This is a genomic window from Aequorivita sp. KMM 9714 (assembly GCF_011065475.1).
Lineage (GTDB): Bacteria > Bacteroidota > Bacteroidia > Flavobacteriales > Flavobacteriaceae > Aequorivita > Aequorivita sinensis.
This window is the reverse complement of sequence record NZ_JAAGRO010000001.1, coordinates 514,728-540,255: the sequence shown is the minus strand read 5'-3', so window position 1 is coordinate 540,255 and position 25,528 is coordinate 514,728. Positions and strand designations below refer to the sequence as shown.

General features: G+C 35.8%; 22 protein-coding genes. 12 read left to right on the top strand and 10 right to left on the bottom strand.

All coding sequences use genetic code 11. The annotated features are described in order from the left end of the window. The first annotated feature begins 303 nt into the window (after positions 1–303). The 4 genes from rplM to tsf all read left to right on the top strand — a co-directional run bounded on the left by rplM (position 304) and on the right by tsf (position 3,335). Positions 304–759, top strand: coding sequence for a 50S ribosomal protein L13 (gene rplM, locus G3A46_RS02460; RefSeq protein ID WP_139854295.1), 456 nt, complete (start codon positions 304–306; stop codon positions 757–759). After that, on the top strand, positions 759–1,145 hold the full coding sequence (gene rpsI / locus G3A46_RS02455; protein WP_139854294.1) for a 30S ribosomal protein S9: 387 nt from the start codon (positions 759–761) through the stop codon (positions 1,143–1,145). Before rplM ends, rpsI begins: the two co-directional genes overlap by 1 nt. A 251-nt stretch (positions 1,146–1,396) precedes the next feature. Next, positions 1,397–2,272 (top strand): 30S ribosomal protein S2, encoded by an 876-nt coding sequence (gene rpsB / locus G3A46_RS02450; protein ID WP_165145778.1) that lies wholly within the window; start codon positions 1,397–1,399, stop codon positions 2,270–2,272. A gap of 97 nt (positions 2,273–2,369) precedes the next feature. Beyond that, on the top strand, positions 2,370–3,335 hold the full coding sequence (tsf, locus tag G3A46_RS02445) for a translation elongation factor Ts (RefSeq protein ID WP_139854292.1): 966 nt from the start codon (positions 2,370–2,372) through the stop codon (positions 3,333–3,335). A gap of 234 nt (positions 3,336–3,569) precedes the next feature. On the opposite strand, the gene G3A46_RS02440 is transcribed toward tsf, so the two are convergent. Continuing rightward, entirely contained in the window at positions 3,570–4,283 is a 714-nt protein-coding gene (locus G3A46_RS02440) for a T9SS type A sorting domain-containing protein (protein WP_165145775.1), read from the bottom strand. 281 nt (positions 4,284–4,564) lie between these two features. Here G3A46_RS02440 and polA point away from each other — a divergent pair, with 281 nt between their 5' ends. After that, positions 4,565–7,444, top strand: a complete 2,880-nt coding sequence (gene polA / locus G3A46_RS02435) for a DNA polymerase I (RefSeq protein WP_241836852.1) — start codon at positions 4,565–4,567, stop codon at positions 7,442–7,444. Positions 7,445–7,538: 94 nt separating this feature from the next. Here polA and G3A46_RS02430 read toward each other — a convergent pair whose 3' ends face one another. Then, the gene (locus G3A46_RS02430; RefSeq protein WP_165145772.1) at positions 7,539–8,006 is read right to left on the bottom strand and encodes a lipocalin family protein; all 468 of its coding nucleotides are present in this window, start codon (positions 8,004–8,006) and stop codon (positions 7,539–7,541) included. Between the two features lie 131 nt (positions 8,007–8,137). Between G3A46_RS02430 and G3A46_RS02425 the strand changes: the two genes are divergently transcribed. Further along, complete coding sequence (locus G3A46_RS02425) at positions 8,138–9,826, top strand: ABC transporter ATP-binding protein (protein WP_165145769.1); 1,689 nt, start codon at positions 8,138–8,140, stop codon at positions 9,824–9,826. Positions 9,827–9,894: 68 nt separating this feature from the next. Here the strand turns inward: G3A46_RS02425 and G3A46_RS02420 are convergent, their stop codons facing one another. The 6 genes from G3A46_RS02420 to G3A46_RS02395 all read right to left on the bottom strand — a co-directional run bounded on the left by G3A46_RS02420 (position 9,895) and on the right by G3A46_RS02395 (position 16,999). After that, the gene (locus G3A46_RS02420; RefSeq protein ID WP_165147569.1) at positions 9,895–10,548 is read right to left on the bottom strand and encodes a CoA transferase subunit B; all 654 of its coding nucleotides are present in this window, start codon (positions 10,546–10,548) and stop codon (positions 9,895–9,897) included. A gap of 150 nt (positions 10,549–10,698) precedes the next feature. Then, positions 10,699–11,397 carry a CoA transferase subunit A gene (locus G3A46_RS02415; protein ID WP_139854286.1) on the bottom strand — a complete coding sequence of 233 codons (699 nt, stop codon included), beginning with the start codon at positions 11,395–11,397 and terminating at the stop codon, positions 10,699–10,701. 158 nt (positions 11,398–11,555) lie between these two features. After that, on the bottom strand, positions 11,556–13,865 hold the full coding sequence (locus tag G3A46_RS02410; RefSeq protein WP_165145766.1) for a PBP1A family penicillin-binding protein: 2,310 nt from the start codon (positions 13,863–13,865) through the stop codon (positions 11,556–11,558). A 10-nt stretch (positions 13,866–13,875) separates the two neighbouring features. After that, a complete protein-coding gene (locus tag G3A46_RS02405; protein WP_165145763.1) occupies positions 13,876–14,355 on the bottom strand; it encodes a gliding motility lipoprotein GldH in 480 nt (159 codons plus the stop codon). Continuing rightward, positions 14,348–15,706, bottom strand: a complete 1,359-nt coding sequence (gene ricT, locus G3A46_RS02400; protein WP_165145760.1) for a regulatory iron-sulfur-containing complex subunit RicT — start codon at positions 15,704–15,706, stop codon at positions 14,348–14,350. The genes G3A46_RS02405 and ricT overlap by 8 nt, the downstream gene beginning before the upstream one ends. A 261-nt stretch (positions 15,707–15,967) precedes the next feature. After that, positions 15,968–16,999, bottom strand: a complete 1,032-nt coding sequence (locus tag G3A46_RS02395) for a rhodanese-related sulfurtransferase (RefSeq protein ID WP_165145757.1) — start codon at positions 16,997–16,999, stop codon at positions 15,968–15,970. Between the two features lie 442 nt (positions 17,000–17,441). On the opposite strand from G3A46_RS02395, the gene recA reads away from it, so the two are divergent. The 3 genes from recA to G3A46_RS02380 all read left to right on the top strand — a co-directional run bounded on the left by recA (position 17,442) and on the right by G3A46_RS02380 (position 20,802). After that, positions 17,442–18,449: a recombinase RecA gene (recA, locus tag G3A46_RS02390; RefSeq protein WP_139854281.1), complete on the top strand. Its 1,008-nt coding sequence runs from the start codon at positions 17,442–17,444 to the stop codon at positions 18,447–18,449. Positions 18,450–18,579: 130 nt separating this feature from the next. Beyond that, positions 18,580–19,119 (top strand): sigma-70 family RNA polymerase sigma factor, encoded by a 540-nt coding sequence (locus G3A46_RS02385; protein ID WP_165145754.1) that lies wholly within the window; start codon positions 18,580–18,582, stop codon positions 19,117–19,119. 111 nt (positions 19,120–19,230) lie between these two features. Then, positions 19,231–20,802 carry an outer membrane beta-barrel protein gene (locus G3A46_RS02380; RefSeq protein WP_165145751.1) on the top strand — a complete coding sequence of 524 codons (1,572 nt, stop codon included), beginning with the start codon at positions 19,231–19,233 and terminating at the stop codon, positions 20,800–20,802. Between the two features lie 97 nt (positions 20,803–20,899). On the opposite strand, the gene G3A46_RS02375 is transcribed toward G3A46_RS02380, so the two are convergent. Beyond that, a complete protein-coding gene (locus G3A46_RS02375) occupies positions 20,900–21,640 on the bottom strand; it encodes a 1-acyl-sn-glycerol-3-phosphate acyltransferase (RefSeq protein ID WP_165145748.1) in 741 nt (246 codons plus the stop codon). A gap of 73 nt (positions 21,641–21,713) precedes the next feature. On the opposite strand from G3A46_RS02375, the gene trpS reads away from it, so the two are divergent. Beyond that, the gene (gene trpS, locus G3A46_RS02370; protein WP_165145745.1) at positions 21,714–22,682 is read left to right on the top strand and encodes a tryptophan--tRNA ligase; all 969 of its coding nucleotides are present in this window, start codon (positions 21,714–21,716) and stop codon (positions 22,680–22,682) included. Here the strand turns inward: trpS and dprA are convergent. After that, the gene (dprA, locus tag G3A46_RS02365) at positions 22,679–23,782 is read right to left on the bottom strand and encodes a DNA-processing protein DprA (RefSeq protein WP_165145742.1); all 1,104 of its coding nucleotides are present in this window, start codon (positions 23,780–23,782) and stop codon (positions 22,679–22,681) included. The two genes, trpS and dprA, sit on opposite strands and share 4 nt — an antisense overlap. Before the next feature lie 197 nt (positions 23,783–23,979). Between dprA and G3A46_RS02360 the strand changes: the two genes are divergently transcribed. Beyond that, complete coding sequence (locus tag G3A46_RS02360; RefSeq protein WP_165145739.1) at positions 23,980–24,918, top strand: SPOR domain-containing protein; 939 nt, start codon at positions 23,980–23,982, stop codon at positions 24,916–24,918. Positions 24,919–25,008: 90 nt separating this feature from the next. Next, positions 25,009–25,518 carry an acyl-CoA thioesterase gene (locus G3A46_RS02355; RefSeq protein WP_139854274.1) on the top strand — a complete coding sequence of 170 codons (510 nt, stop codon included), beginning with the start codon at positions 25,009–25,011 and terminating at the stop codon, positions 25,516–25,518. Positions 25,519–25,528 lie beyond the last annotated feature (10 nt).

The following is a 25,528-nucleotide window of genomic DNA, read 5'->3' as shown; positions in this document are numbered from 1 at the left end:
ATTGAAATCGAAATCGAAACTGAAATCGAAGTTGAAGTTGAAGTTGAAATAAGAATAACGAGCAATGAAATTTTAATTGGTAAGATTTATATGGTGAAGGCGGATCCTTGCAGGTTTAATTTTCAATTGAAAATTACCTAAATAATTATCGCTTTAAATTAAACTTATCTTTTCCGAAGAAAAATTAATCGCCACCCCATTGCTTTTCAAATAAATAACACTACATTTGCACCCCTCTTAGGCAAAATACGTTTTGTTTTAAGATGAGGAAACAATGAATTATTAACGATTGACAAAAAACTAATGGATACATTAAGTTACAAAACAGTATCTGCTAACAAGAATACCGTTGTAAAAGAATGGTTGCTAGTAGATGCGGACGGGCAAACATTGGGTCGTCTTGCAAGCGAAGTTGCTAAATTACTTCGCGGTAAGCACAAACCAAGTTTCACCCCTCACGTAGATTGCGGTGACAACGTAATTATTATTAACGCTAGTAACATAAACCTTACTGGTAACAAATGGGCCGACAAGACCTACATTCGCCACACAGGCTATCCTGGTGGACAACGTAGCTTAACTGCTGCCGAAATGTACAAAAAAGACCCTACAAGGCTTGTTGAAAAAGCTGTAAAAGGAATGCTTCCAAAAAATAAATTGGGCGCAGATTTGTTCAGAAACCTTAAAGTGTATGCAGATGCAAATCACGGACAGGATGCACAAAAACCTCGAACTATTAACTTTAACGACAACAAGTAATGGAGACAATTCACAAAATAGGCAGAAGAAAAACCGCTGTTGCACGTGTGTACCTTAAAGAAGGAAAAGGAAACATTACTATCAACAAGCGTGAGTTGGATAAATACTTTACTACTGGAACGCTTCAGTATAAAGTTAAACAACCTTTAGTACTTACAGACAACGAAAACACTTTCGATATCAACGTAAATGTATTTGGTGGTGGAATTACAGGACAAGCAGAAGCTATTCGTCTTGCTATTTCTCGCGCAATGTGTACGTTAAACGACGAAAACCGTGGAATCTTAAAACCAGAAGGTTTATTAACAAGAGACCCAAGAATGGTAGAGCGTAAGAAATTCGGACAGAAGAAAGCTCGTAAGAAATTCCAATTCTCGAAACGTTAATATTTCGACAAAGCTTGTACTGAGTGTTGCCGAAGTACTCAGCAACCTTAGTTTTGAGCGTATGTTGACAAAATTATTACTCAACTCGATTGGGTATCTCAAATGGGATACCCAATTAAAGTTGAAAAGTTCATAATCATTATTAATTATTAAAGCTGTTAACCCGAAAACCGGGTGTTAGTTTAGCATCTAAACCAAATTCATATTTAGAAGAGGTTGCTATCCTTTCACAGAACGTAAACTAAAACAAAATGGCAAAAAAAGTAGAAGTAAAAGACTTACTTGAAGCTGGTGTACACTTTGGACACCTTACCCGCAAATGGAACCCAAACATGGCGCCGTATATCTATATGGAACGCAACGGGATTCACATCATCAACCTTTACAAAACCGCTGCAAAAATTGAAGAAGCTAGTGAAGCTCTTAAAAAAATCGCAGCTAGTGGTCGCAAAATCCTTTTTGTAGCTACTAAAAAACAAGCAAAAGACATCGTTGCTGAAAAAGCAAAAGCGGCAAACATGCCTTACATCACAGAAAGATGGCCAGGTGGTATGCTTACAAACTTTGTAACTATCCGTAAGGCTGTTAAAAAAATGTCTTCTATCGACAGAATGAAGCAAGATGGTACTTTCAACACACTTTCTAAGAAAGAGCGTTTGGCAGTAGATCGTCTTCGTGCTAAATTAGAGAAAAACTTAGGTTCTATTTCTGATATGAGCCGTCTTCCTGCAGCACTTTTTGTTGTAGATACAACTCGTGAACACATTGCAGTTGCTGAAGCTTTAAAATTAAACATTCCTATTTTCGCAATGGTGGATACTAACAGTGACCCTCGCGTTATTGATTACGTAATCCCATCTAACGATGATGCTTCAAAATCTATTGAAAGCATTATGAGTTTTGTTTCTGAAGCTATCATTGAAGGACTTTCTGAAAGAAAATCTGGAAAAGAAGATGACGAAGAAGGAATGGCTAAAAAAGCAAAATCTTCTAAAGATTCTAAACCTGCTAAAAAAGCAAAAGTTGAAGTTCCTTCAACAGACGAAGAAGACGTAAAAGCTATGAAAGAGGCTAAGCAGCCTGTACGTCAGAAATCGAAAAAAGAAGTTCTAAACGAAGAAGAATAATAACAATATTTTAAAATTTAAAAGTCGTTTGGTTCTTTTCTTTGTTGAAAATTAATTGAACGACTTTTTTAATATTAAACCTAAAAAATTTAAGAAAATGGCAAAAATCACAGCCGCTGAAGTAAATAAGCTAAGACAAACAACTGGAGCCGGAATGATGGACTGTAAAAAGGCATTAGTTGAGGCAGAAGGAAATATGGAAGAAGCAATTTCTATCCTTAGAAAAAAAGGACAGAAAATTGCTGAAAAAAGAGCAGATCGCGATTCAAGCGAAGGTGTGGCAACCGTAAAAGTAAACAGCGACAACACAAAAGGTGTTGCCATTTCATTAAACTGTGAAACCGACTTTGTTGCTAAAAACGATTCATTCGTAGAAATGGCAAACAAAATGGCTGAAGTTGCATTAAACACTTCTTCTAAAGAGGAGTTTTTAGCTGCAGATTTTGAAGGTATCACAATTGCTGAAAAATTAACTGAGCAAACTGGTGTTATTGGTGAGAAAATAGAAATCGGTGGTTTCGAAATTCTTGAAGCGCCATTCGTAGGTTCTTATGTACACGTAAACAAAATCGCTGCTCTAACAGGTCTTTCAAAAGCTGTTGACAACGCAGAAGAGCTAGCAAAAGATGTTTCTATGCAGGTAGCATCTATGGGTGCAACTACGCTTTCTTACAAAGATTTTGATCCAGAATTCATCGCATCAGAAACTGAAGCTAGAATTGCTGTTATCGAAAAAGATAATATCGAATTAGGCCGTCTAGGTAAGCCACAAAAAAATGTGCCTAAATACATCTCTAGAGCACAATTAACTCCAGAAGTTTTAGCACAAGCTGAAGAAGATGCAAAAGCAGAATTAAAAGCTGAAGGTAAACCAGAACAAATCTGGGACAGAATACTTCCTGGAAAACTAGAGCGTTTTATTAGTGATAATACTACGTTAGACCATGAAAAAGCATTGCTTGACCAAAACTTTATTAAAGACGAAAAGAAAAGCGTTGCAGATTACGTAAAAACGTATGGCGATGTTGAAGTTGTAGGCTTTAAAAGAGTTTCATTAGCATAAGCTTTTAGAAATATTTTATACAGAAAGAGGCTGAATTAATTCAGCCTCTTTTTTTTATGGATACTGTCAAGGGTAACTCAGGCAATAGCTGTCTGAAGACCTATTTATTGTTTTATAAATTTCTTTACAACTACCCATTAGTTGAATTATTTTATAATAACTCAAATTTTCCAAATACTTCTTTTATTTTTGAAGAAACAGAAAAATGTCCGTTCGAGCGCAGTCGAGAACTATTTATTGTTTTACAAACTTTTTCACCTCTACTCTCCCGCTTTCATCTTCAATATTCAAAAAATAAATACCGCTGGAAAGATTGGAAACATTAATTGTTGTTTGCTTATTAAAATCTATATGCTGCGTGTTTAAAATTTTTCCTTCTGTTGAATAAATTTGGGTTTTAAGATTGCTTATGTTTTTTGTGCCATTTAAAACCAAAACTTCATTAACCGGGTTTGGATATATAGAAAACATAGCGTTTTCAAAAGCTTGAACTCCTAAGGGTCCACTGTTATAAATAGCTTGTTTTCCTTCTGGGTTGGTAATAATTAGCGTTTTAGAATCCCCGAGAAAAACTATATAATAATCTAATGGATTCTTCGCAATAAGATTATTATCTACGTAGACAGAATAATGCTTACTTATAAATTGTAAAACATCTGGATCTTCACAAGTTTCAACTAAAGCTATAACTTCACTTAAATTAAACTGATTTGAACCAGTATAAATAACATTTCCAGAAATGCCAGATTCACAATAACTATGACCTAAAGAAATAAAGTCTGCCTGAAAATTCATTTCGCCATCAAAGGTTGAATTTATTGGGTAATTGTTTTCTCCGTCAATAATTACATTTTCTAAATACCAGGTATTTTCAAAAAGATGGGGATCTTGAGCGTTTGATGAAACATAAACTAGGCTCGTAAAAAGAAAAACTATAATTGTTTTCATAATTTATTGTTTTAAAAGGTTTTTGGAACCTAAACAACTCCATTAGCGCCAATGTCTCACTATAGTTGTAAATTCTAAAATTAAAAATAGCTAAAAAAATTAAAGCATCTATTTTATCAGATTCTTGGAACATCTTTATTTTACCCTAATACAAGCTAATTTCCAAATACTTCTTTTATTTTTGAAGAAACAGAAAAATGTCTGTTCGAGCGCAGTCGAGAACGATAAGGACATCAACTTCATAAATCTTTCGGCTGCGCTCAGGAAGACAATAAATTATAATGATGCAAGAACCAAAAAAACGCCTTTTCCTTGTTGATGCCTACGCTCTTATTTTTAGAGGGTATTTCGCATTTATAAAAAATCCACAAATTAATAGCAAAGGTCAAAACACTTCGGCTATTATGGGATTTATGAATTCACTAATAGACGTAGTAAAAAGAGAACGTCCAGACCATCTTGCGGTTTGCTTTGATAAAGGCGGCAGCGAAGCTCGAAACGAAATGTTTCCGGAATACAAAGCGAATAGAGACGAAACTCCAGATGCAATACGTTTTGCAATTCCATATATCTATAGCATACTTGAGGCCATGAAAATCCCAGTAATGGTAAAAGAAGGCTTTGAAGCAGATGATGTAATTGGGACCTTGGCTAAAAAAGCTGAAAAAGAGGGTTATACCACCTATATGGTAACTCCAGATAAGGATTTTGCACAATTGGTTTCCGAAAATATATTTATGTACCGCCCTGTTTTTGGTGGAGGTTATGAAACTTGGGGAATTCCAGAAGTTCAAAAAAAGTTTGAAGTAGAAGATCCGCTTCAGGTTATAGACTTCTTAGGAATGATGGGGGACAGTAGCGATAACATCCCGGGACTTCCAGGCGTAGGTGAAAAAACAGCGAAAAAATTCATAAAGGAATTTGGCTCAATGGAAGCCCTACTAGACAATACCGATAAGCTTAAAGGTAAAATGAAGGAGAAGGTAGAAGCTAATCGCGAAATTGGTTTACTCAGTAAACAACTGGCAACTATTATGCTGGATGTTCCTGTAGAATTTAATGAAGAAGATTTTGAAGTTTGTCCTCCTGATACAGAAAAGGTATTAGAAATATTTGACGAATTAGAGTTCAGAAGACTTAAAGATAATTTCCTAAAATCTTTCTCTGTAGAAGCTATGGCTTCTAATGGCACAAGCCGTGAACCAAAAGATGCAGAAAACAACGCTCCTACTACAAAGCAAAAAACATCAAAAGTAGCTGAACGCAGCCAAAGTGCTGGTCAAGGCCAATTTTCACTTTTTGGAGGCGATGGAGAGGCAGCAGCAAATGCAAAAGATTTTAATACACGGGCAACTATTGAAAATACCGAACACTTCTACCAAACCGTTCAACCTGGTATGGGCGCAAAGTTGTTTTTTCAAAATTTAATGAAGCAGAAAAGTGTGTGTTTTGACACAGAAACTACAAGTTTAAATCCGCTCGAAGCAGAACTCGTTGGTATTGCTTTCTCTTGGGAAAAAGGAAAAGGTTTTTACATTCCGTTCCCAGAAAACCGCGAAGAAACACAACAGATCCTAGAAGGTTTACGTCCCTTCTTTGAAGATGAATCAATTGAGAAAATAGGACAAAACTTAAAATACGATATTAAGGTTTTAGCTAAATACGATATAGCTGTAAAAGGGAAACTATTTGATACCATGCTTGCGCATTATCTTATCAATCCAGATATGCGCCATAATATGGACGTATTGAGCGAAACCTACCTCAACTATACTCCTGTTTCCATAACCGAATTAATCGGTAAAAAAGGTAAGAATCAACGCAGTATGCGCGATGTTGATATTGTTCAACAAACCGAATATGCAGTAGAAGATGCCGATATTACCTTACAACTTAAAGAGCATTTTGAAAAAGAATTAGGCGAAGCAAACACTCAAAAACTTTTTGATGAAATTGAGGTGCCTCTATTACGTGTATTGGCCGCGATGGAATTGGAAGGTATTAATCTCGATAAAGACTTTTTAAACAGTTTATCAGAGGCTTTAGATAGCGATATACTTCAATTAGAAAAGAATATTTACGAAGAAGCTGGAGAAACATTCAACATTGCTTCTCCAAAGCAGTTGGGAGAGATTCTTTTTGGAAAAATGAAGCTTATCGACAAACCGAAAAAAACCAAGACCGGTCAATATTCTACTTCAGAAGATGTGCTTTCATACTTAGCAAAAGACCATAAAATCATCCGAGATGTGTTAGAATATCGCGGCTTAGCTAAGTTAAAAAGCACCTATGTTGATGCTTTACCTGCGCAGATAGAACCAACCACAGGTCGTGTACATACCGATTATATGCAAACCGTCGCAGCAACTGGGCGATTGAGTAGTAATAATCCAAACCTTCAAAACATTCCTATTAGAACAGAGCGCGGACGTCAAGTTCGAAAAGCATTTGTCCCAAAAAATAAAGACTATGTTTTAATGGCTGCGGATTATTCGCAAATTGAACTTCGCGTTATCGCTGCTTTAAGCGAAGAAGATAACATGATAGATGCTTTTAAAAACGGAGAAGACATTCACGCTTCTACGGCTGCAAAAGTCTTTAATGTGCCTTTAGAAGAAGTTACCCGTGAACAGCGAAGCAATGCTAAAACTGTAAACTTCGGGATTATCTACGGGGTTTCGGCTTTTGGATTAAGCAACCAAACCGATCTCTCTAGAACTGAAGCCAAAGAACTAATAGACACCTACTACAAAACCTACCCAAAACTTAGAAATTACATCAGTTCTCAAATAGACTTCGCACGGGAGCACGGATATGTGCAAACCGTTTTAGGCCGTAGACGCTATTTAAAGGATATTAATGGCAGTAACCAAGTAGTAAGAGGTGCGGCTGAAAGAAACGCTGTAAACGCTCCAATTCAAGGTAGTGCAGCAGATATCATCAAGCTTGCCATGATTAATATTTACAACAAGCTTGAAGAAGAGAATTATCAAAGCAAAATGCTACTTCAGGTTCATGATGAATTGGTTTTTGATGTTTATAAACCTGAGTTAGAAAAGTTAAAGGCAATGGTAAAACACGAGATGGAAAACGCTTACAAGCTTACCGTTCCTTTAGATGTGGATTTGGGAGTAGGAGAAAATTGGCTAGAAGCGCATTAAACACCTAAAGGCTAAAATGCAAAAAAAATTAAATACTGAAGTAAAACAAAGGGCGTTTCTTAAGAAATGCCCTTTGAATTTTCATCAGTTTATGTCAATCTCTTTGCGAAATCATTTCTAAAGTGCCATAATCGTCTGTTGGCATTATGATTTTTAGCGTATTGTCATTTAGCGTATAGTCAAAAGTTTCTGTTATTGGCTCTGGGCCTTCTATGGTAAACTTAATTTGGTCTCCCACAATTTCATAAGTGCCTTCATTTCTTTCGGTGCCTTGGCATCCAAAAACAATTTCTCCGTTTATTTCCTCTTGTGTTATCACACTAAACGATTGTGAGAAATCATTATTAGCAGAAAAGTTACTCGTTCCCGCTATACATGGAATTTCGTTAATTAGATTTCGATTAAAAGATCCGTCGTTGTTTAAGTCTACAGGAATCGCCACATTCATTTCAGTTAGGGACCAAGAACCTACTATCGACGTTTCTGCTGAATTACTATCATCATCAGAAGAGCAAGACGTAAATAAAACAACTGCAAATAAGGCTATAAATATTTTTTTCATGTCGTTTGATTTTCTTTAGAGATTCTCAAAATAAAGCAATTATTTTCTTTTTCCGCTTGTCTCATCATCTTTTTAAATTTTTGAATTAAAACTACCCAGTCAATTTTAACTTAAGTTCTATCTTTGATACTATGGAAAACACCCCATTAATATCGATTAAAGATCTTGTTCTTTCCTTTGGGGGCAAGAAAAAGAAAACTGAGGTTTTACATACTATATCTTTTGATGTATTTGAAAACGAAATTTTAGGGATTGTAGGCGAATCTGGTTCTGGTAAATCGGTTACATCTTTAGCACTTATGGGGTTATTGCCAAAAAAGCAAGCCAACTTATCGGGAGAAATCCTTTTCCAAGGAAACGATTTATTGAAGTACGAAGAAAAGAAATTTAGAAAAATCCGCGGTAGCGAAATCGCAATGATTTTTCAAGAGCCTATGAGTGCGCTTAACCCTTCATTGAAATGCGGTTTTCAAGTTTCTGAAATACTCATGCTTCACTTAAATATGAATGCTTCTGAAGCCAAAAAAGAAACCATTTCTCTTTTTGAAAAAGTGAAACTGCCACGTCCCAACGAAATTTACAACAGTTATCCGCATCAAATAAGCGGTGGACAAATGCAGCGAGTTATGATTGCCATGGCTATTGCTTGTAAACCTAAATTACTCATAGCAGACGAGCCAACAACAGCACTTGATGTTACGGTACAGAAAGAAATTATTTCGCTTCTAAAATCAATTCAGAAAGAAACTAAAATGGCTATGCTATTTATTTCGCACGATTTAAGTTTGGTTTCAGAAATTGCAGATAGAGTTTTGGTAATGTATAAGGGGAATATCGTTGAGAGTGCCACTACCGAAGAGATTTTTAAAAATCCTCAAAACGAATATACCAAAGCATTATTGGCGTCGCGACCATCATTAAATATGCGTTTAGCAGAATTGCCAACCATTGCTTCTATTGCTGATAAAAGTTTTAAGCCTAGAGAAATAAAAGCGACCGAACGCGCTAAAAAACATAAGCAGATATACACTCAGTCCCCTATTTTAGAAATCGTAAACCTTGAAAAATACTATTTCAGCAATGTGGGGCTTTTTGCCAAAACAGAAGTTGTAAAAGCAGTAGATAACGTTAGTTTTTCGGTTTTTGAAGGAGAAACTTTAGGGCTTGTAGGCGAATCGGGTTGTGGAAAATCTACTTTGGGAAAAACAATTCTTCAGCTTGAAAAAGCAACGGCTGGAAGTATAAAATATCGCGGAAAGGAACTTACAACGCTTTCAAAAACTGATATTAGAAATCTGAGAAAAGAAATTCAAATCATTTTTCAGGATCCATTTTCCTCTTTAAACCCTCGTTTAATGATAGGCGAAGCTTTGATGGAGCCCATGGAAGTTCACGGTTTAGGGAAAAATAAAAAAGAAAGAAGAGAGCGCGTTATATCGCTACTAGATAGAGTAGGTTTGGATGAGACATACTTTTACCGTTATCCGCACGAGCTATCAGGGGGGCAACGACAACGTGTTGGAATTGCTCGAACAGTAATAGTTGAGCCAAAACTTGTTATTTGCGACGAATCGGTTTCTGCTCTAGATATATCTGTGCAGGCACAAGTTCTTAATCTCTTGAACGAACTGAAGAACGATTATGGCTTCACATATATTTTTATATCGCACGATTTGGCGGTGGTAAAATACATGTCGGATCAACTTTTAGTGATGAATAAAGGAAAAATAGAAGAACTAGGAGATGCCGACGAAATTTACGAAAACCCGCAGACCGAATATTCAAAAAAGCTTATTCAAGCGATTCCTAAAGGGATTTAGCTATATATTTAAAAACCCCATTCTAATTAAAGAATAGGGTTTTTATATAGAAAAAGAGGAGAATTGTTTTAAAATTTCATTTCAGGAATGTCACCTTCAACTACTAAATCACCTTCCGTTGCTTGTTGAATTTCTTCAACAGAAACACCAGGTGCACGTTCTAAAAGGTGAAACTTACCATCCCTGATTTCCATTACTGCAAGATTACTCACAATCTTCTTTACACAAGCAACTCCAGTAAGCGGTAGAGTACATTCCTTTAGCAATTTCGATTCGCCAGCGCGATTCGTATGCATCATTGCTACAATAATATTTTCGGCTGAGGCAACTAAATCCATTGCGCCTCCCATTCCTTTTACCATTTTACCCGGAATTTTCCAGTTGGCAATATCACCGTTTTGAGATACTTCCATTGCTCCCAAAATAGTTAAATCTACGTGTTGGCCACGTATCATACCAAAACTCATTGCAGAGTCGAAGAAGGAAGCTCCGGGAAGGGCTGTAATAGTTTGTTTACCGGCATTAATTAAATCTGGGTCTTCTTCCCCTTCATAAGGGAATGGTCCCATTCCTAGAATTCCATTTTCACTTTGGAATTCTACACTAATATCGTCACGCACAAAATTCGCAACTAAAGTTGGAATTCCTATTCCTAAGTTAACGTAGTATCCGTCCTTAACTTCTTTTGCTATTCGTTGTGCTATTTGGTTTTTATCTAACATCTCAATATTGTTAATTTGAAGTAGGTTTCCACCTTGGTTTATCCTGAGCGATGCCGAAGGGCTCAACCTGACATAATTATTTTTCCTCTGCGTTCTCTGATTCTTTATGGTCTAATATTTCATCTCTGAAAACGCTAAGATTCCAATTACTTATTTTTTACGCACTGTAAGTTGCTCAATGCGTTTTTCATATTTCTCACCTTGAAAAATTCGCTGAACAAAAATTCCAGGAATATGAACTTGATTCGGGTCTAATTCACCAGCAGGAACAAGTTCTTCTACTTCAGCTACTGTAATTTTTCCAGCACCACACATGGCAGGGTTAAAGTTTCTTGCTGTACCTTTAAAAATAAGATTTCCAGCTTCATCGCCTTTCCAAGCCTTTACAAATGAGAAATCAGCTTCAAAAGCTCTCTCCATTATGTGCATTTTTCCGTTAAATTCACGGGTTTCTTTACCTTCAGCCACTTCGGTTCCGTAACCTGCAGGAGTAAAAAAGGCTGGAATACCAGTTCGAGCAGCTTCACATCTTTGTGCTAGCGTTCCTTGAGGAACAAGCTCTACCTCCATTTCACCACTTAGCATTTGGCGTTCAAACTCGGCGTTTTCTCCTACATAAGAAGAAATCATTTTCTTTATTTGGTGCTTTTTAAGCAAAAGACCTAGACCAAAATCATCTACACCTGCATTATTTGAAATACAAGTAACACCTTGAATGTTTCGTCTAACCAATTCGTTGATTATGTTTTCAGGAATACCACAAAGACCAAAGCCTCCGAGCATAAAAGTCATTCCGTCTTCAATGCCTTCACAAGCTTCTCGAACGTTTGCTACTGTCTTATTTATCATTTTTAAAATTTTTCTGAAAATTACAAAATTTGTCTGAGTATTCAGGACAATTCTACAAAGACCTAATAAACACCTAACTGCTAATTCAATAGAAAAACAGCTCTTTTGATATCAGTAAATAGTCTAAAATTTAGTTTTTATGATTATTAGATTTTTAATTAAAAATCAAACTCATCTGGAATTTCTTCCTTATCAGCATCTCTATCTCTCCACACTGCACAGTTAGTTTCAATAGAAAGATTACTTGGACGCTTAAAGTTTTCAGTAGACACATCTAAATCTTTATCGGCATAGCAACTCTTCATATACATTCCCCAAATTGGGAGTGCCATTGTTGCTCCTTGTCCGTATCTAGTGCTTCTGAAATGCGTAGCTCTATCATCTCCTCCTACCCAAACTCCTGTAACAAGATTTGGAACCATTCCCATAAACCAACCATCACTGTTGTTTTGTGTAGTTCCCGTTTTACCGGCAATAGGATTTTTAAAATCGTATGGATATCCTGTCATAACCTCTTTGTAAAAAGGTGAATTAACAGCCCAATTTCCTCTTAATCGAGTACCAGTTCCTGATTGCGTTACTCCTTCCATTAAACTAGTTGTAACATACGCAGTTTCGTCACTTATAACATCTCTCGTTTTTGGAACATTTTGATAAAGAACTGTTCCATTTTTATCCTCAATTCTTTGAATTAGAATAGGCTCTATATATACTCCTTCATTTGCAAATGTGCTGTAAGCTCCAACCATTTCATAAACCGATAAATCTGCTGTTCCTAAAGCAATTGATGGTACCGCAGGCATATTATCTGTATTTGCACCCATTTTTTTCACTAGATCGATAACTGGTTCTGGCCCAACTCTATCAATAAGTCTTGCTGTAATTGTGTTGATAGAATTTGCAAGAGCGTATTTAAGAGAAACCATTCCTCCGTAACTACCTCCAGAGTTTTTAGGTGTCCAAGATTTTATTAGGTTGTGTTTTCCAGCTGGGATTGTGTACATAGTATTTGGCAAAGTATCACATGGAGACATATGCATTTGATCTATAGCTGTTGCGTAAACAAATGGCTTAAAAGTAGAACCAATCTGTCGTCTTCCTTTTTTAACCATATCGTATTTGTAATGTTTGTAATCTATTCCTCCTACCCACGCTTTTACTTCACCAGTTTGTGGTGTCATAGACATCATAGCTGCTTGTAAAAATGATTTGTGATAGCGAATAGAATCTAATGGAGTCATAATTGTATCAATGTCTCCTTTCCAAGAGAAAACACGCATCGGGATTGCTTTTTTAAAGCTTGCTATAATTTCTTCCTCCTCTTTTCCTTGTCTTTTCATATCGCGCCAACGATCACTTTTACGCATAGCAGAATTTAAAATCCCTTCGGTTTCCTTTTCTGTAATATCTCTAAAAGGTGCAGTTTTGTTTCCCTTGTTTTGTTCATCAAAAACAGCTTGAAGGTTTGCCATATGCGTTTTAACAGCATTTTCGGCGTGAAGTTGCATTTTACTATCTATAGTAACATAAACCTTAAGTCCGTCTTGGTAAATATTGTATTTACTACCATCCGACTTTGGATGTTCTTTTATCCAATTTTCCATAAAATGACGTGCATATTCACGGAAATAAGTCGCACTTCCTTCATCGTGACCTTGCGGTGTAAATTCGATATTCAGTGGAAGAGCTTGTAGCGAATCTTTTACTTTTTCTGAAATATAATCGTATTTCTCCATTTGTGCTAACACCACATTTCTTCGGTTTTTAACACCTTCTGGATTTCGAATTGGATTATATAGGGAAGCATTTTTGAACATTCCTACAAGAGTAGCAGATTCAATAGTTGAAAGCTGAGATGGCGGTTTGTCAAAATAAATATTAGCTGCAGACTCTATACCAACAGCCTGATTCACAAAGTCGTATTCGTTAAAATACATTGTAATAATTTCCTCTTTTGTGTAACGGCGTTCCAAACGAGTTGCAATTATCCATTCTTTAACTTTTTGCAGTCCTCTTTGGAATTTATTGCGAGATACCTGTTCGGTAAAAAACAGTTTTGCTAGCTGTTGACTAATTGTACTTGCTCCACCTCTAGAGCCTAAAAATGCAATTGCTCTTAACGTTCCGCGACCATCAATCCCGGAGTGATCGTAAAAACGGACGTCTTCAGTTGCAATTAATGCGTTAATTAAGTGGTCTGGTAAAGAATCGTAAGGTACTGGAGTACGGTTTTCTTTGTAGAATTTTCCAATGGTTTTTCCGTCGGATGAAATAATTTCAGTTGCGAGGTTTTTCTCTGGATTTTCTAGGCTTGTTTCATCTGGAAGACTTCCAAAAACGCCCCAAGAAGCCATTAAAAACATTAAGACTATTAGTAGTATAAACCCTGCGAAAATCTTCCAAAAGGTTCTAATGTGACGCCCTAAACTGCGTTTTTTATCTTTTGCGGATGCCTTTTTTGTTGCCATATTTTATTTACTATTTGGAAGCTTCTATACTAAACCCAACATCTGATATACCTTCAAGTTTGCTAACGCCTTCAATAGAACCGTTATTGCGCATTGCATGCCCTATGTTAACTTTGTAAGACCCTTCTTCAACAAACTGTACGTTTTCTTTATACCACAATTTATTTTCTTTTAAATTTCCTATACCGTGACCCATCCACGAACCATCGGGATTAGCCATACGGTACTCTAAAGTGTCGGTAATTGTTTTACCATGTGGAAACTCCATCGAAACTATTAAAAATAGGTTGTTGTACTTATATTCGTTAGTGTTTCTGATGTTTAAAAATAAATTATATTTTGTTAACGAATCTAATTCTGGCAATGTAAACGCTACAGTTTCAGCAGCACCCCAATGCCCATCCATTGCTTTTGTATCACTAAATACCGTATTAGAATCGCAAGAAACGAAACATACAGCAGCCACAAAAATCATTACTAATTTATTCATTTTTTGACGACTTTCTATTTCTATTTTGATTCGTTGGCTTATTAGGTGCTTTATTACTTGACTTATTTGTAGGTTTATTAGTATTAGCAGGTTTATTTGCCGGCTTACTACCTGGCTTATTACTAGGCTTTTTTCTAGGTTTAGTATTAGCCTTTTTTGGAGCGTTTTTGTTTTCTCCAGCTGCAGGTTTACTGGTCGAATCAGCATTTGCACGAGGCTTAGATTTAATCTTTTTTCTGCGCTTTTTAGGCTTCTGTTTTGGTTTGTCAAAACGCGTTAAACTGTCTTGACCTACAACATTACTATACGGTTCTTTTTCGGCTACTGGAGCTTCAATAATGAATTCCTCTAATGCAAATGGTTTTTTACCAGCCTTATTTAGCTCGATAATTTCGTTAGCCTTTTCAGCAGTAAGCTCGTGCCAATTCATGAAATCCTTTTCGTAGGCATACCAAAGCAAGCCTTTAAAAATATCAATTTTTTGGCAAGTAGCAGTTCCTTTTTCAGTTTGTAACTTAGTATCAGTACTTGGAAAAGACTCTAATGCTTCTAAATAGGTGTCTAATTCGTAATTCAAACAACATTTAAGCTTTCCACATTGTCCTGCAAGTTTTTGAGGGTTTAAAGAAAGTTGCTGATAACGTGCTGCCGAAGTATTTACCGAACGGAAATCTGTAAGCCATGTAGAACAGCAAAGTTCACGACCACAACTACCAATACCCCCTAAACGCGCAGCCTCTTGGCGAAAACCAATTTGCTTCATTTCAATACGGGTATTGAAAGTTCGTGCAAATTCTTTAATTAATTCACGGAAATCTACTCTTTCTTCAGCGGTATAATAGAATATAACTTTTGATGCATCTCCTTGAAATTCTACATCGCTAATCTTCATTTGAAGTCCTAAACGAATAGCTATTTCTCGGGAACGTTTCTGAACATCTGCCTCCTTGTTGCGGACCTCTTGCCAGATATCTATATCTTTTTGAGTTGCCTTGCGATAAATTTTTGGAAGCGCCTCGATTTTGGTAGGTACTCGTTTCTTTTTCATTTGAACTCTAACAAGCTCGCCTGTTAAAGTTACCATTCCTATATCGTGACCTGGCGAAGCTTCTGTAGCTACAGTATCGCCAATGCTTAGTGTGAGGTTATCTGGATTTTGGTAGAAATCTTTTCTACCGTTTTTAAAGCGAACTTCTACCGCATTGAAGGGTTCCATATTAGCGGGAAGTTGCATATTTGAAAGCCAATCAAACACCGTTAGTTTGTTACAGCCATCGGTTCCGCAAGTACCATTGTTCTTGCATCCCTTTGGCTGTCCGTTGGCGCCGGTGGCACAGCTGGTACAGCCCATATTTTTTATATATAAAGCCCTGTTCTAAATGAAGAGGGACGAAAAATTAAACAAAATTGCTAATCGGTAAAGATACCAATAAAAAATCATGAATTCTTAATTCAGAATTATGATTTTTTATTGGTAAAGTCACGAGACAAGACGGATATGAAACAGGACTCTGTAAATAAACTAGTTTGAACTAAATGAAATTAGAACAAACCTTGAATTTACTTACATAATTTGTCAATCTACACTTGTCATCTAGCAACTAGTATCAATCTATTTTTTAAACTTCAACTTCTCCGAGCGTCCTTTCTTGAATATTTTATTGCTGTTCGGGATTCCTTGACGTCTTCTTTTTTGCTCTTCTTCTGGTAAATGAATAATCTCAATACAATCGTCTGAACAGCAATTTTCCATAGCTACAGCACACTTTTCACACTGTATAAACAGTAAGTGACAAGCCTGATTCGCACAGTTAGTATGCGTATCGCAAGGTTCTCCACATTGGTGACAGTGGCTTATAATATCATCGGTAATTCGTTCGCCACGACGGTGATCGAAAACGAAGTTTTTTCCTAAGAATTTATTTTCTAGTCCTAAGTTTTCTACTTGTCTAGCATATTCAATAATACCGCCTTCTAATTGAAAAACATTTTTAAAACCTTTGTGCTTGTAATATGCACTGGCTTTTTCACAACGAATACCTCCTGTGCAGTACATCACAAGTTTTTTATCTTCCTTGTGATCTCTTAAATCTTCTTCAATAATATCTAAAGAATCACGGAAAGTATCTACATCTGGAGTAATCGCATTTTTAAAATGCCCTATTTCACTTTCGTAATGGTTTCGCATATCGACCAAAACTACATCTGGATCTTCAATAAGTTCATTAAAAGTAACAGCGTCTACGTGAACCCCTTTGTTGGTAACATCAAAAGTTTCATCATTTAATCCGTCTGCCACAATTTTATCGCGAACTTTTACTTTCAGTTTTAAAAACGACTTTAAATCTTGTTCAATAGCAATATTTAACCGTACGTCTTTTAGAAAGTTTATTCCGTCTAAAAACTCTTTAAACTCGTTAAAACGTTTTGCCGGAACCGAAAGTTGCGCATTTATACCTTCGTGAGCTACATAAATTCGACCTAGAACATCTTGTTCATGCCAAGTAACAAAAAGGTGATTTCTGAAAAGATGAGGATTGCCAATTTTGGCGTATTTGTAAAATGAAAGGGTAAGCCGTTCTTCACCGGCTTCTTCTAATAGTGCTTCCCTTTCTTTAGCACTTAATTTATTGTACAGTTGCATGCTATACTAATTTTTAGGTGAAAAGAATTGATTTTTAAAGCTGCAAAGGTAATGGTTTTTGTAAAAAACGGAAGAAAGCTAAGAATTAATACTATCCACAACTACTTTAAAGATCTGATAAGGAGTGTTTTTTATTTTAAAATTGAAAACAGACTTGCTACTATAAAAAATTTCTAAAATTAATTCCGAATAAAATAAAGCAATCTATCAACCTCCTCTTTTACTCTTTTAAAAAGATTGCCAAATGTAAAATCGTTGTCATAAAAACTTAACTTACAATTGTTTAAAGATTTAAATTGATGCAAGCTCAGTTTTTAAAAGCCAAACTTCGAGCTTTCAAATTTGTTAACAAAAACCCCGACCTATTCCATATTATTTTTGCCCTTCGCCTGAAGAAATAGTATCTTAGCTAATTAAAATTCTATCATTAAACACATTGAAAATGAGCACTGAAAAAGACGCAAAACTTAAAGCTTTAAAGCTTACACTTGATAAACTTGACAAAACTTACGGTAAAGGTACCGTAATGAAAATGGGCGATAGTGCCGTAGAAGATGTAGACGTAATCCCAACAGGTTCCCTTGGTTTGGATGTGGCTTTAGGCGTTGGCGGCTATCCACGTGGAAGAGTTATTGAAATTTACGGACCAGAATCTTCTGGTAAAACTACTTTAACGCTTCACGCAATGGCAGAAGCTCAGAAAAAAGGAGGGATTGCAGCATTTATCGATGCAGAGCACGCTTTTGATCGTGTATATGCCGAAAAACTTGGGGTAGACATTGAAAACCTTATTATTTCTCAACCTGATAATGGGGAACAAGCATTAGAAATTGCCGATAATCTAATTAGAAGTGGGGCTATCGATATCGTGGTTATTGACTCGGTTGCAGCTTTGACGCCAAAAAGTGAAATTGAAGGCGAAATGGGAGACAGTAAAATGGGGCTTCACGCACGTTTAATGAGCCAAGCACTACGAAAACTTACAGGTTCTATCAGCAAGACAAAATGTACGGTAATATTCATTAACCAATTGCGTGAAAAGATTGGTGTAATGTTTGGAAACCCTGAAACTACAACAGGTGGTAACGCCTTAAAGTTCTATGCTTCTGTTCGATTAGACATTCGTCGCTCTACACAAATTAAGGATACCGATAGTAATGCTACCGGTAATAAAACCAGAGTTAAAGTTGTTAAAAACAAAGTAGCTCCACCATTCAAACAAGCTGAATTTGATATTATGTATGGAGAAGGAATTTCTAAAGTTGGGGAGATTATCGACCTTGGAGTTGACTTCGAAATCGTTAAAAAAGCAGGTTCTTGGTTTAGCTACGACGACACAAAACTTGGACAAGGCCGTGACGCAGTTAAAAGACTTTTATTAGACAACCCAGAGCTAATGGAAGAATTGGAAGTAAAAATTAAAGACGCCATTGCAGCATTAAATCAATAAATTTTTCAAAGAACCACGCAACCCTTTTGATACTGTGGCATCTACACAACGTAGGAACCTTGAATATTTACGGTTGCCCTCTAAAAATATAGAGGTATTTACAACTTAATGTTAATTCACGGTACCGCAATTGACTTTAGAAGAGCTCATACAACAATGCAAAAAGCAGAATGCAAAGGCACAAGGCGAATTGTACGAAAAGTACAACAGAATCCTATTTGCTATCTGTCTTCGCTATTCGCCTAATTACACAGAGGCGGAAGACAATTTGCAAGATGCATTTATAACCATTTTTAAAAAGGTTGAGCAATATAAAGGCAAAGGTTCTTTTGAAGGATGGATGAAACGGGTAACCGTAAATACTGTACTTCAAAAATACCGGAAACAGCGTAATTTTGACATTGTAGACGAAGGCCAGATTGAAGATGAGGCAGAAGTAGAAATTGATAGCGACGAAATCCCATTGGATTTTTTGCTGAAAATTGTACAAGAGTTGCCAGACAGATATAGATTGGTCTTTAGTATGTATGTTTTAGATGGCTATCAGCATAAAGAGATTGCCGAAATGTTAGGTATTAGCGACGGAACGTCTAAATCTAACCTAGCACGCGCTAGAATGATATTGAAAAATAAGATTGAAGAGTATAATGCTAAAAACTATAACACTTAATGCATTATTGAATTGTTTAGAGTAATAAATCCCCTGCTTTTATTGGGTAGGGGTTTATTAAAAAAACTGACAGTTAAGTTTTAAACTAAAAGCCGAAAGTCAGCGAAACTAATGAAAGAAAAGAAAAACATAGACAACATTTTTAAAGAAGGTTTCAATAATCTTGAAGCCACTCCTTCGCCGCGCGTTTGGGAAAACATTCAAGCGGAGCTCAATAAGGAGAAAAAAGAACGCAAAGTTATTCCGTTGTGGATAAAGCTTGGCGGTGTTGCTGCGTTACTTGCTCTACTTTTAACTGTTGGCAATTCACTTTACAATTCTCCTGATATAATAGATGGTGAGCAAATCACCAATGAAAACTTTGAGCAAAACAATAAAAATCTTCAGAACACTAAATCAGGATCAGATATCCAAAATGCTAAGGACACACAAGTAGCTACTGAACATATTACAACTCAAAATTCAAATTCTTCAGAAATAATTGATTCGAAGGATAAAAGTGAAACAAGGACTTCAAATAAAACAATTAAGGGAGTTTCAGAAAAAGCTACTAATATAGTAGTTGCTTCAAGCAATTCTGAAAAGGAAAAAGCAATTCAAAAGCAAACTAATTCAGAAAGTCACAGTTCTAAGAATATTTCAACAAAAGAGTTGAATGAAGGAATTGCCACTTCACAAAATCCATCAGAAAAAACCACATTAGACAAAACTGAAAAGAAAGCTGCTGATAAATTCATTAATTCCGAAAAGGATATCATTATTAAAAATAATGAAGGAGTCGTTGAGATTGACAAATCAAAAGATGTAAACTCGAAAGTAATTCCAACGGATACAGAAAACGGCTTAGTGAAGGCTGAAGCAGAGACTAAACAAGATTCGGTAGCTAAAAAATCAATATTCGATGCCATTGCTGAAAATGTTGAAGAAGATGAATCAGAAAAGAAAGAGAAACAAAAACCTGAACATCGTTGGAAGATAGCACCAAATGTTGCTCCAGTTTATTACAGCAGTTTAGGTAACGGATCCTCTATAGACCCAACATTTACAGACAATCCACAAAAAGGAGATGTAAACATGAGCTATGGCGTACAAGTTAGTTACGCTGTGAGCAACCGCTTAAGTGTTCGAACCGGACTTAACAATGTAGATTTAAGCTATAGCACTTCCGATATTTTGGTAGGTACCGGCCCTGTATCATCTGCACTAAGAACTGTAGACTATGGTGGAAAGCAAATTGTAACGACTGTAGTTTCAAAATCAACTTTTCATAGCTCTGCTCCATTAGGAGGTTTTGAAAACATCAATCTAAAATCTACTCAAGGAAACGCTAGAGTGATACAAAACATAAATTATTATGAAATTCCTGTTGAACTTAAATACTCACTATTAGACACTCGATTAGGAGTAAACCTGATAGGTGGATTGAGTACTTTAGTTTTAGGAAATAATGAAATTTCTGTAAAAGCAGATAACTTTAGCACTGTACTAGGAGAAGCTAATAATCTTTCAGATGTAAGCTTTTCAACTAATATTGGTTTAGGACTAGATTACAAATTATCTAAGAAATTTACTTTTAATATTGAGCCTATGTTTAAATACCAGCTCAATCCATATACCGATTCTTCTGTAAACTTTAAACCATATTATTTAGGAGTATACAGCGGAATAAGCTTCAAGTTTTAAGTTAGTTTTAAGTTGATTGCGTTTGATTAAAAATCAAACATTGAAAAAACCGTTCTTAGTCACAGGATGGTTTTTTTGAGTTATAAAAAAATTGAGTTTAAACTGTAGGCTTCAACAACTCATTCAAAATCACTTCTCGAGTTGCGTTTTTCAACTCCTTACGATCGGTCATTTCTAAGTTTTCGGTTTCGAATAGATTGTGAACTCTTACGCGCATTTTTCCAGGCCCTCCCTTGAAAAATGAGAATGGAAACCGCTGTTTATTATCATGAAACGTCATAGGGGCAATTGGGATTTTGTGTTCAATGGACAACCTAAAAGCCCCATCTTTAAACTCATCTAAAATAATAGACAAGTCGTCTGGCACTCCACCTTCAGGAAAAATACATACACTTAACCCTTCATTTAGTCTTTTTTCTGCTCTGCGAAAAGCTTCCACCCTACTTTTAGTATTACCTCGATCAACCAAAATACAGGTGCGTTTATAGATATACCCAAACAGAGGAATTTTTGCCAATTCCTTTTTGCCAACAAATACAAACGGATTTTTAGCGGTATAAAACATTAGCATTATATCCGTCATTGAGGTATGGTTTGCAACAAACATATAGCTTCTGCCTTTTTGATATTTTACATCCCTTTTTATAACCGGATAACACCCTATTCCATATATAATTATTATAGACCAAACTCGCGCCACCTTGAAAAAGAATGGATACCAGGAGCTTTTTAAAATACTTATTAGAAGAAAAGGAAAAAGTAAAATTGTAGCAAATGCTATTATTATATAAAACCAAATACGATAGAATGTCGCAAATATCTGTTCAAATAATTTCATCAGGGTCAAAAGTACATATTTGAAGTATGCAAATTATTGAAAAAAGGTACCTTTGCTAAAATTTTTTATAACAATGTCTAGAATACTTACAGGAATCCAAAGCACAGGCACACCTCACTTAGGAAATCTATTGGGCGCTTTAATTCCCGCCATAGAAATGGCGAATGATCCAAAAAACGAATCGTTCTTGTTTATTGCAGATATGCATTCGTTAACCCAAATTAAAAATGCTGAAACGCTTCGCGCAAACACCTATAGTACAGCGGCAACTTGGCTTGCTTTAGGTCTTGATGTAAATCGTGTAATATTTTATAGACAAAGCGATGTTCCACAAACAACAGAGCTCACTTGGTACTTAAACTGCTTTTTTCCTTTTCAACGTCTTACTTTAGCACATTCTTTTAAAGATAAAGCCGACCGTCTTGAAGATGTAAACGCTGGACTTTTCACTTATCCGATGCTAATGGCGGCAGATATCTTATTATACGATGCCGAAATAGTACCTGTTGGGAAAGACCAAATGCAACACATTGAAATAACTCGCGATGTAGCCTCTCGTTTCCACACACAAATGGGCGAAACATTCGTTATGCCTAAAGGACAAGTGCGAGAAGAGACTATGTATGTTCCAGGTACCGATGGTTCAAAAATGAGTAAATCGAAAAATAACTATATCAATATCTTTTTGGCTGACAAAAAGCTGCGAAAGCAAGTAATGGCTATAGAAACCGATAGTACTCCATTGGAGGAACCTAAAAACCCAGATACTTGTAATGTTTACAATATTTACAAGTTATTAGCTACTCCTGAAGAAATTGCGCAAATGCGTAAAAACTATGAAGGCGGAAACTACGGGTATGGTCACGCAAAACAAGCGCTATTTGAATTAATTATCGAGAAGTTCTCTGAAGAACGTAAACGCTACAACTACTTTATGGAAAATCTTGATGAAGTTGATGCAGCACTTGCAGCGGGTGCAGAAAAAGCACGTAAAGTTGCCGATGGAGTTTTAAAAAGAGTAAGAGAGAAAGTTGGCTACTAGACCAACTGAAATAATTTTCCAGGCAAAGGGCGTACTACGCCCTTTATCTCCATATTCATAAGAATGCTAGCTGTTTTATATGCAGGAATATTACATTCCAAAGCGATAACATCTAGCATTTCTTTTTCTTTATCTTTTAGATATCGGAAAATAACTTTTTCTTCATCATCCAGTTCAACAAAAAGTTGAGTTTGTTTAGGCTTTTTGTTTTCTTGAATTTCCCAGCCTAATAGGTAAATTATATCTGCAGCGCTTGTTATTAAATGAGCTTTTTGTTGCTTTATTAAATTATTACAACCCTTACTCTGCTTGTCTGTAGCTCTTCCTGGAATTGCAAAAACTTCACGATTATATGATTGTGCTATATCTGCAGTAACCAGACTTCCTCCTTTTTCGGCAGACTCTATTACAACCGTCGCTTCTGAAAGACCAGCAATTATTCTATTTCTTTTTAAGAAGTTGTTCCTATCAAAAGCATCACTACTCCAAAACTCAGTTATAAAGCCTCCATTTTCTTCAATTTTCGAAGCATAGCGTTTGTGATCTTTAGGATACATTTGATTCAAACCGTGAGCAAGACACGCTATATTTTGCAAATTATTATCTATTGCGGCCTTATGAGCACAAATATCAACTCCATAAGCCAAACCAGAAACAATTACAGGGTTTAGTGGAGCGAGGTCTTCGATTAACTGTTGACAAATAGAATTGCCGTAACTAGTGATTTTTCGAGTACCCACTATACTTATTATTCGTTTTCCAACTAAATCGATATTACCCTTGTGAAAAAACAAAATTGGGCCGTCTATGCAATGTTTAAGTTTCTCGGGATAGGTTTTGTCTTGAAAATAACTATACTCGATATTATTGGCTTCAATAAACTGAAGTTCTTCATCAGCTTCTTCTAATTGTTTATTCAGGTTGATTTCCCTTAATCTCGACAATCCTATGCCATCAATTTTGGCGAGATTAGATTTCTTTTCTTTAAAAATTGCTTCCGCAGAACCTGTTTTTCGCAATAACTTTTTTGCGGAAATATCCCCCAAATTTGGAATTCGCTGTAAAGCAAGAGTATAACGAAGTTCATTTTTTGAAAGCATAATGGTAATTTTAAAAACCTCATCGACTCTTAAAATTACAATATTTTTTCACTTTAAGCTTATCCACCTAACTATCTGTAAGTTATTACGGATGAATTCTAACAAAAAAAAGCATCTAATAGTCATTTTGTAAAAGTTGTTGATAATTTTCTAATTCATAACTTGAACCTCATCATAAAATAACTAACTTTGTTTCAATGCAACTAATTACCTACATAAACGATTTATTATACCGCTATGAATGCGTTATTATCCCAGGTTTTGGCGCTTTTTTAACCCGTCAAAAATCTGCTTATATCGATAGTAATACTAACACATTTCATCCGCCTTCTAAAATTGTTTCGTTTAACAGACAATTACAGGCTAATGATGGTTTACTTGCTAATTATGTAGCTTCGGTTGACAAGTGCAGTTATGAAACAGCACTTCAAAAAATAAGAAACTTTACTGCTGAAGTTTCTAGAGATTTATTGGAAGGAAAAGAAGTTTCTTTCAAAAACATAGGTGAGTTTTCGTTGAATGAAGAAAAATCAATTCAGTTTGAGCCTGTTCAACATCAAAACTTTAGCACCTCGTCGTTTGGACTTTCTACATTTGTTTCAGAAGAAATAAATCGTGAGATCCATAAAGAGGAGTCTAAATCTCAAAAAGTAAAAGAGCCTATAGTTTTAAATACCGAGAGAAAACCTTCAAAACCATATCTTAAATATGCTGCAATTGCAGTAATTGCTCTTTCCGCAGTTGGTTTAGGTAGTATGAAGATTTATGAATCTCAAGTTCAGGAGTTCAATTATGCTGAACGCCAAAAGGCAAATTCACTTATTGAAAATCAAATCCAGGAAGCAACTTTTGTAATTTCAAATCCACTTCCAGTTTTAAGTCTAAATCTTCCAAAGCATACCGGAAACTATCATATTGTAGCTGGTGCTTATAGACTTGAAGAAAATGCAGATAAAAAAATGGACGAATTACGCGAAAAAGGGTATTCTCCATTTAAAATGCAAGCCTCTAAATACGGACTTCATCAAGTTTTATATGCAAGTTTTGAAAGTCGTTTAGAAGCTTCAAAAAAGCTCTATCAAATTCAAGCCAACGAGAATGCAGATGCTTGGATGTTAGTGCAAGAGATTAAATAATTTTACAATATTCTTGTAAAACTTACCCATATTTATCTTTTTTCTATTCTTTTACTTTTAACTTAGATATCTTTGCCAAAAAACTATCTAATGCAACCAAAAACAGCCAAAGAATCACTTACTATTTATACAGATATGGTTTTGCCTAGTGAAACCAATCCAATTGGAAATATGTTTGGAGGAGAGCTTCTAGCTCGAATGGACAGAGCCGCTAGTATTGCCGCACGTAGACACAGTAGAAGAATTGTAGTAACTGCTTCAGTAAATCACGTAGCTTTCAATAAAATGATTCCTTTAGGAAGTGTAGTTACCGTTGAAGCTAAAGTTTCTAGAGCTTTCAAAAGTTCGATGGAAGTTTATATGGATGTCTTTATTGAAGATCGTGAAAGTGGTGAAAAGAGTCTTTCAAACGAAGCGATTTATACTTTTGTGGCTGTAGATGAAATGGGACATCCTGTAAGAGTCCCTGAACTAATTCCAGAAACTGAGTTGGAAAAAGAGCGTTTTGCCGCTGCTTTACGCCGCAAACAACTAAGTTTAGTCTTAGCTGGAAAAATGAAGCCTAAAGATGCTATAGAGCTTAAATCTATTTTTCAATAAACTTACACTT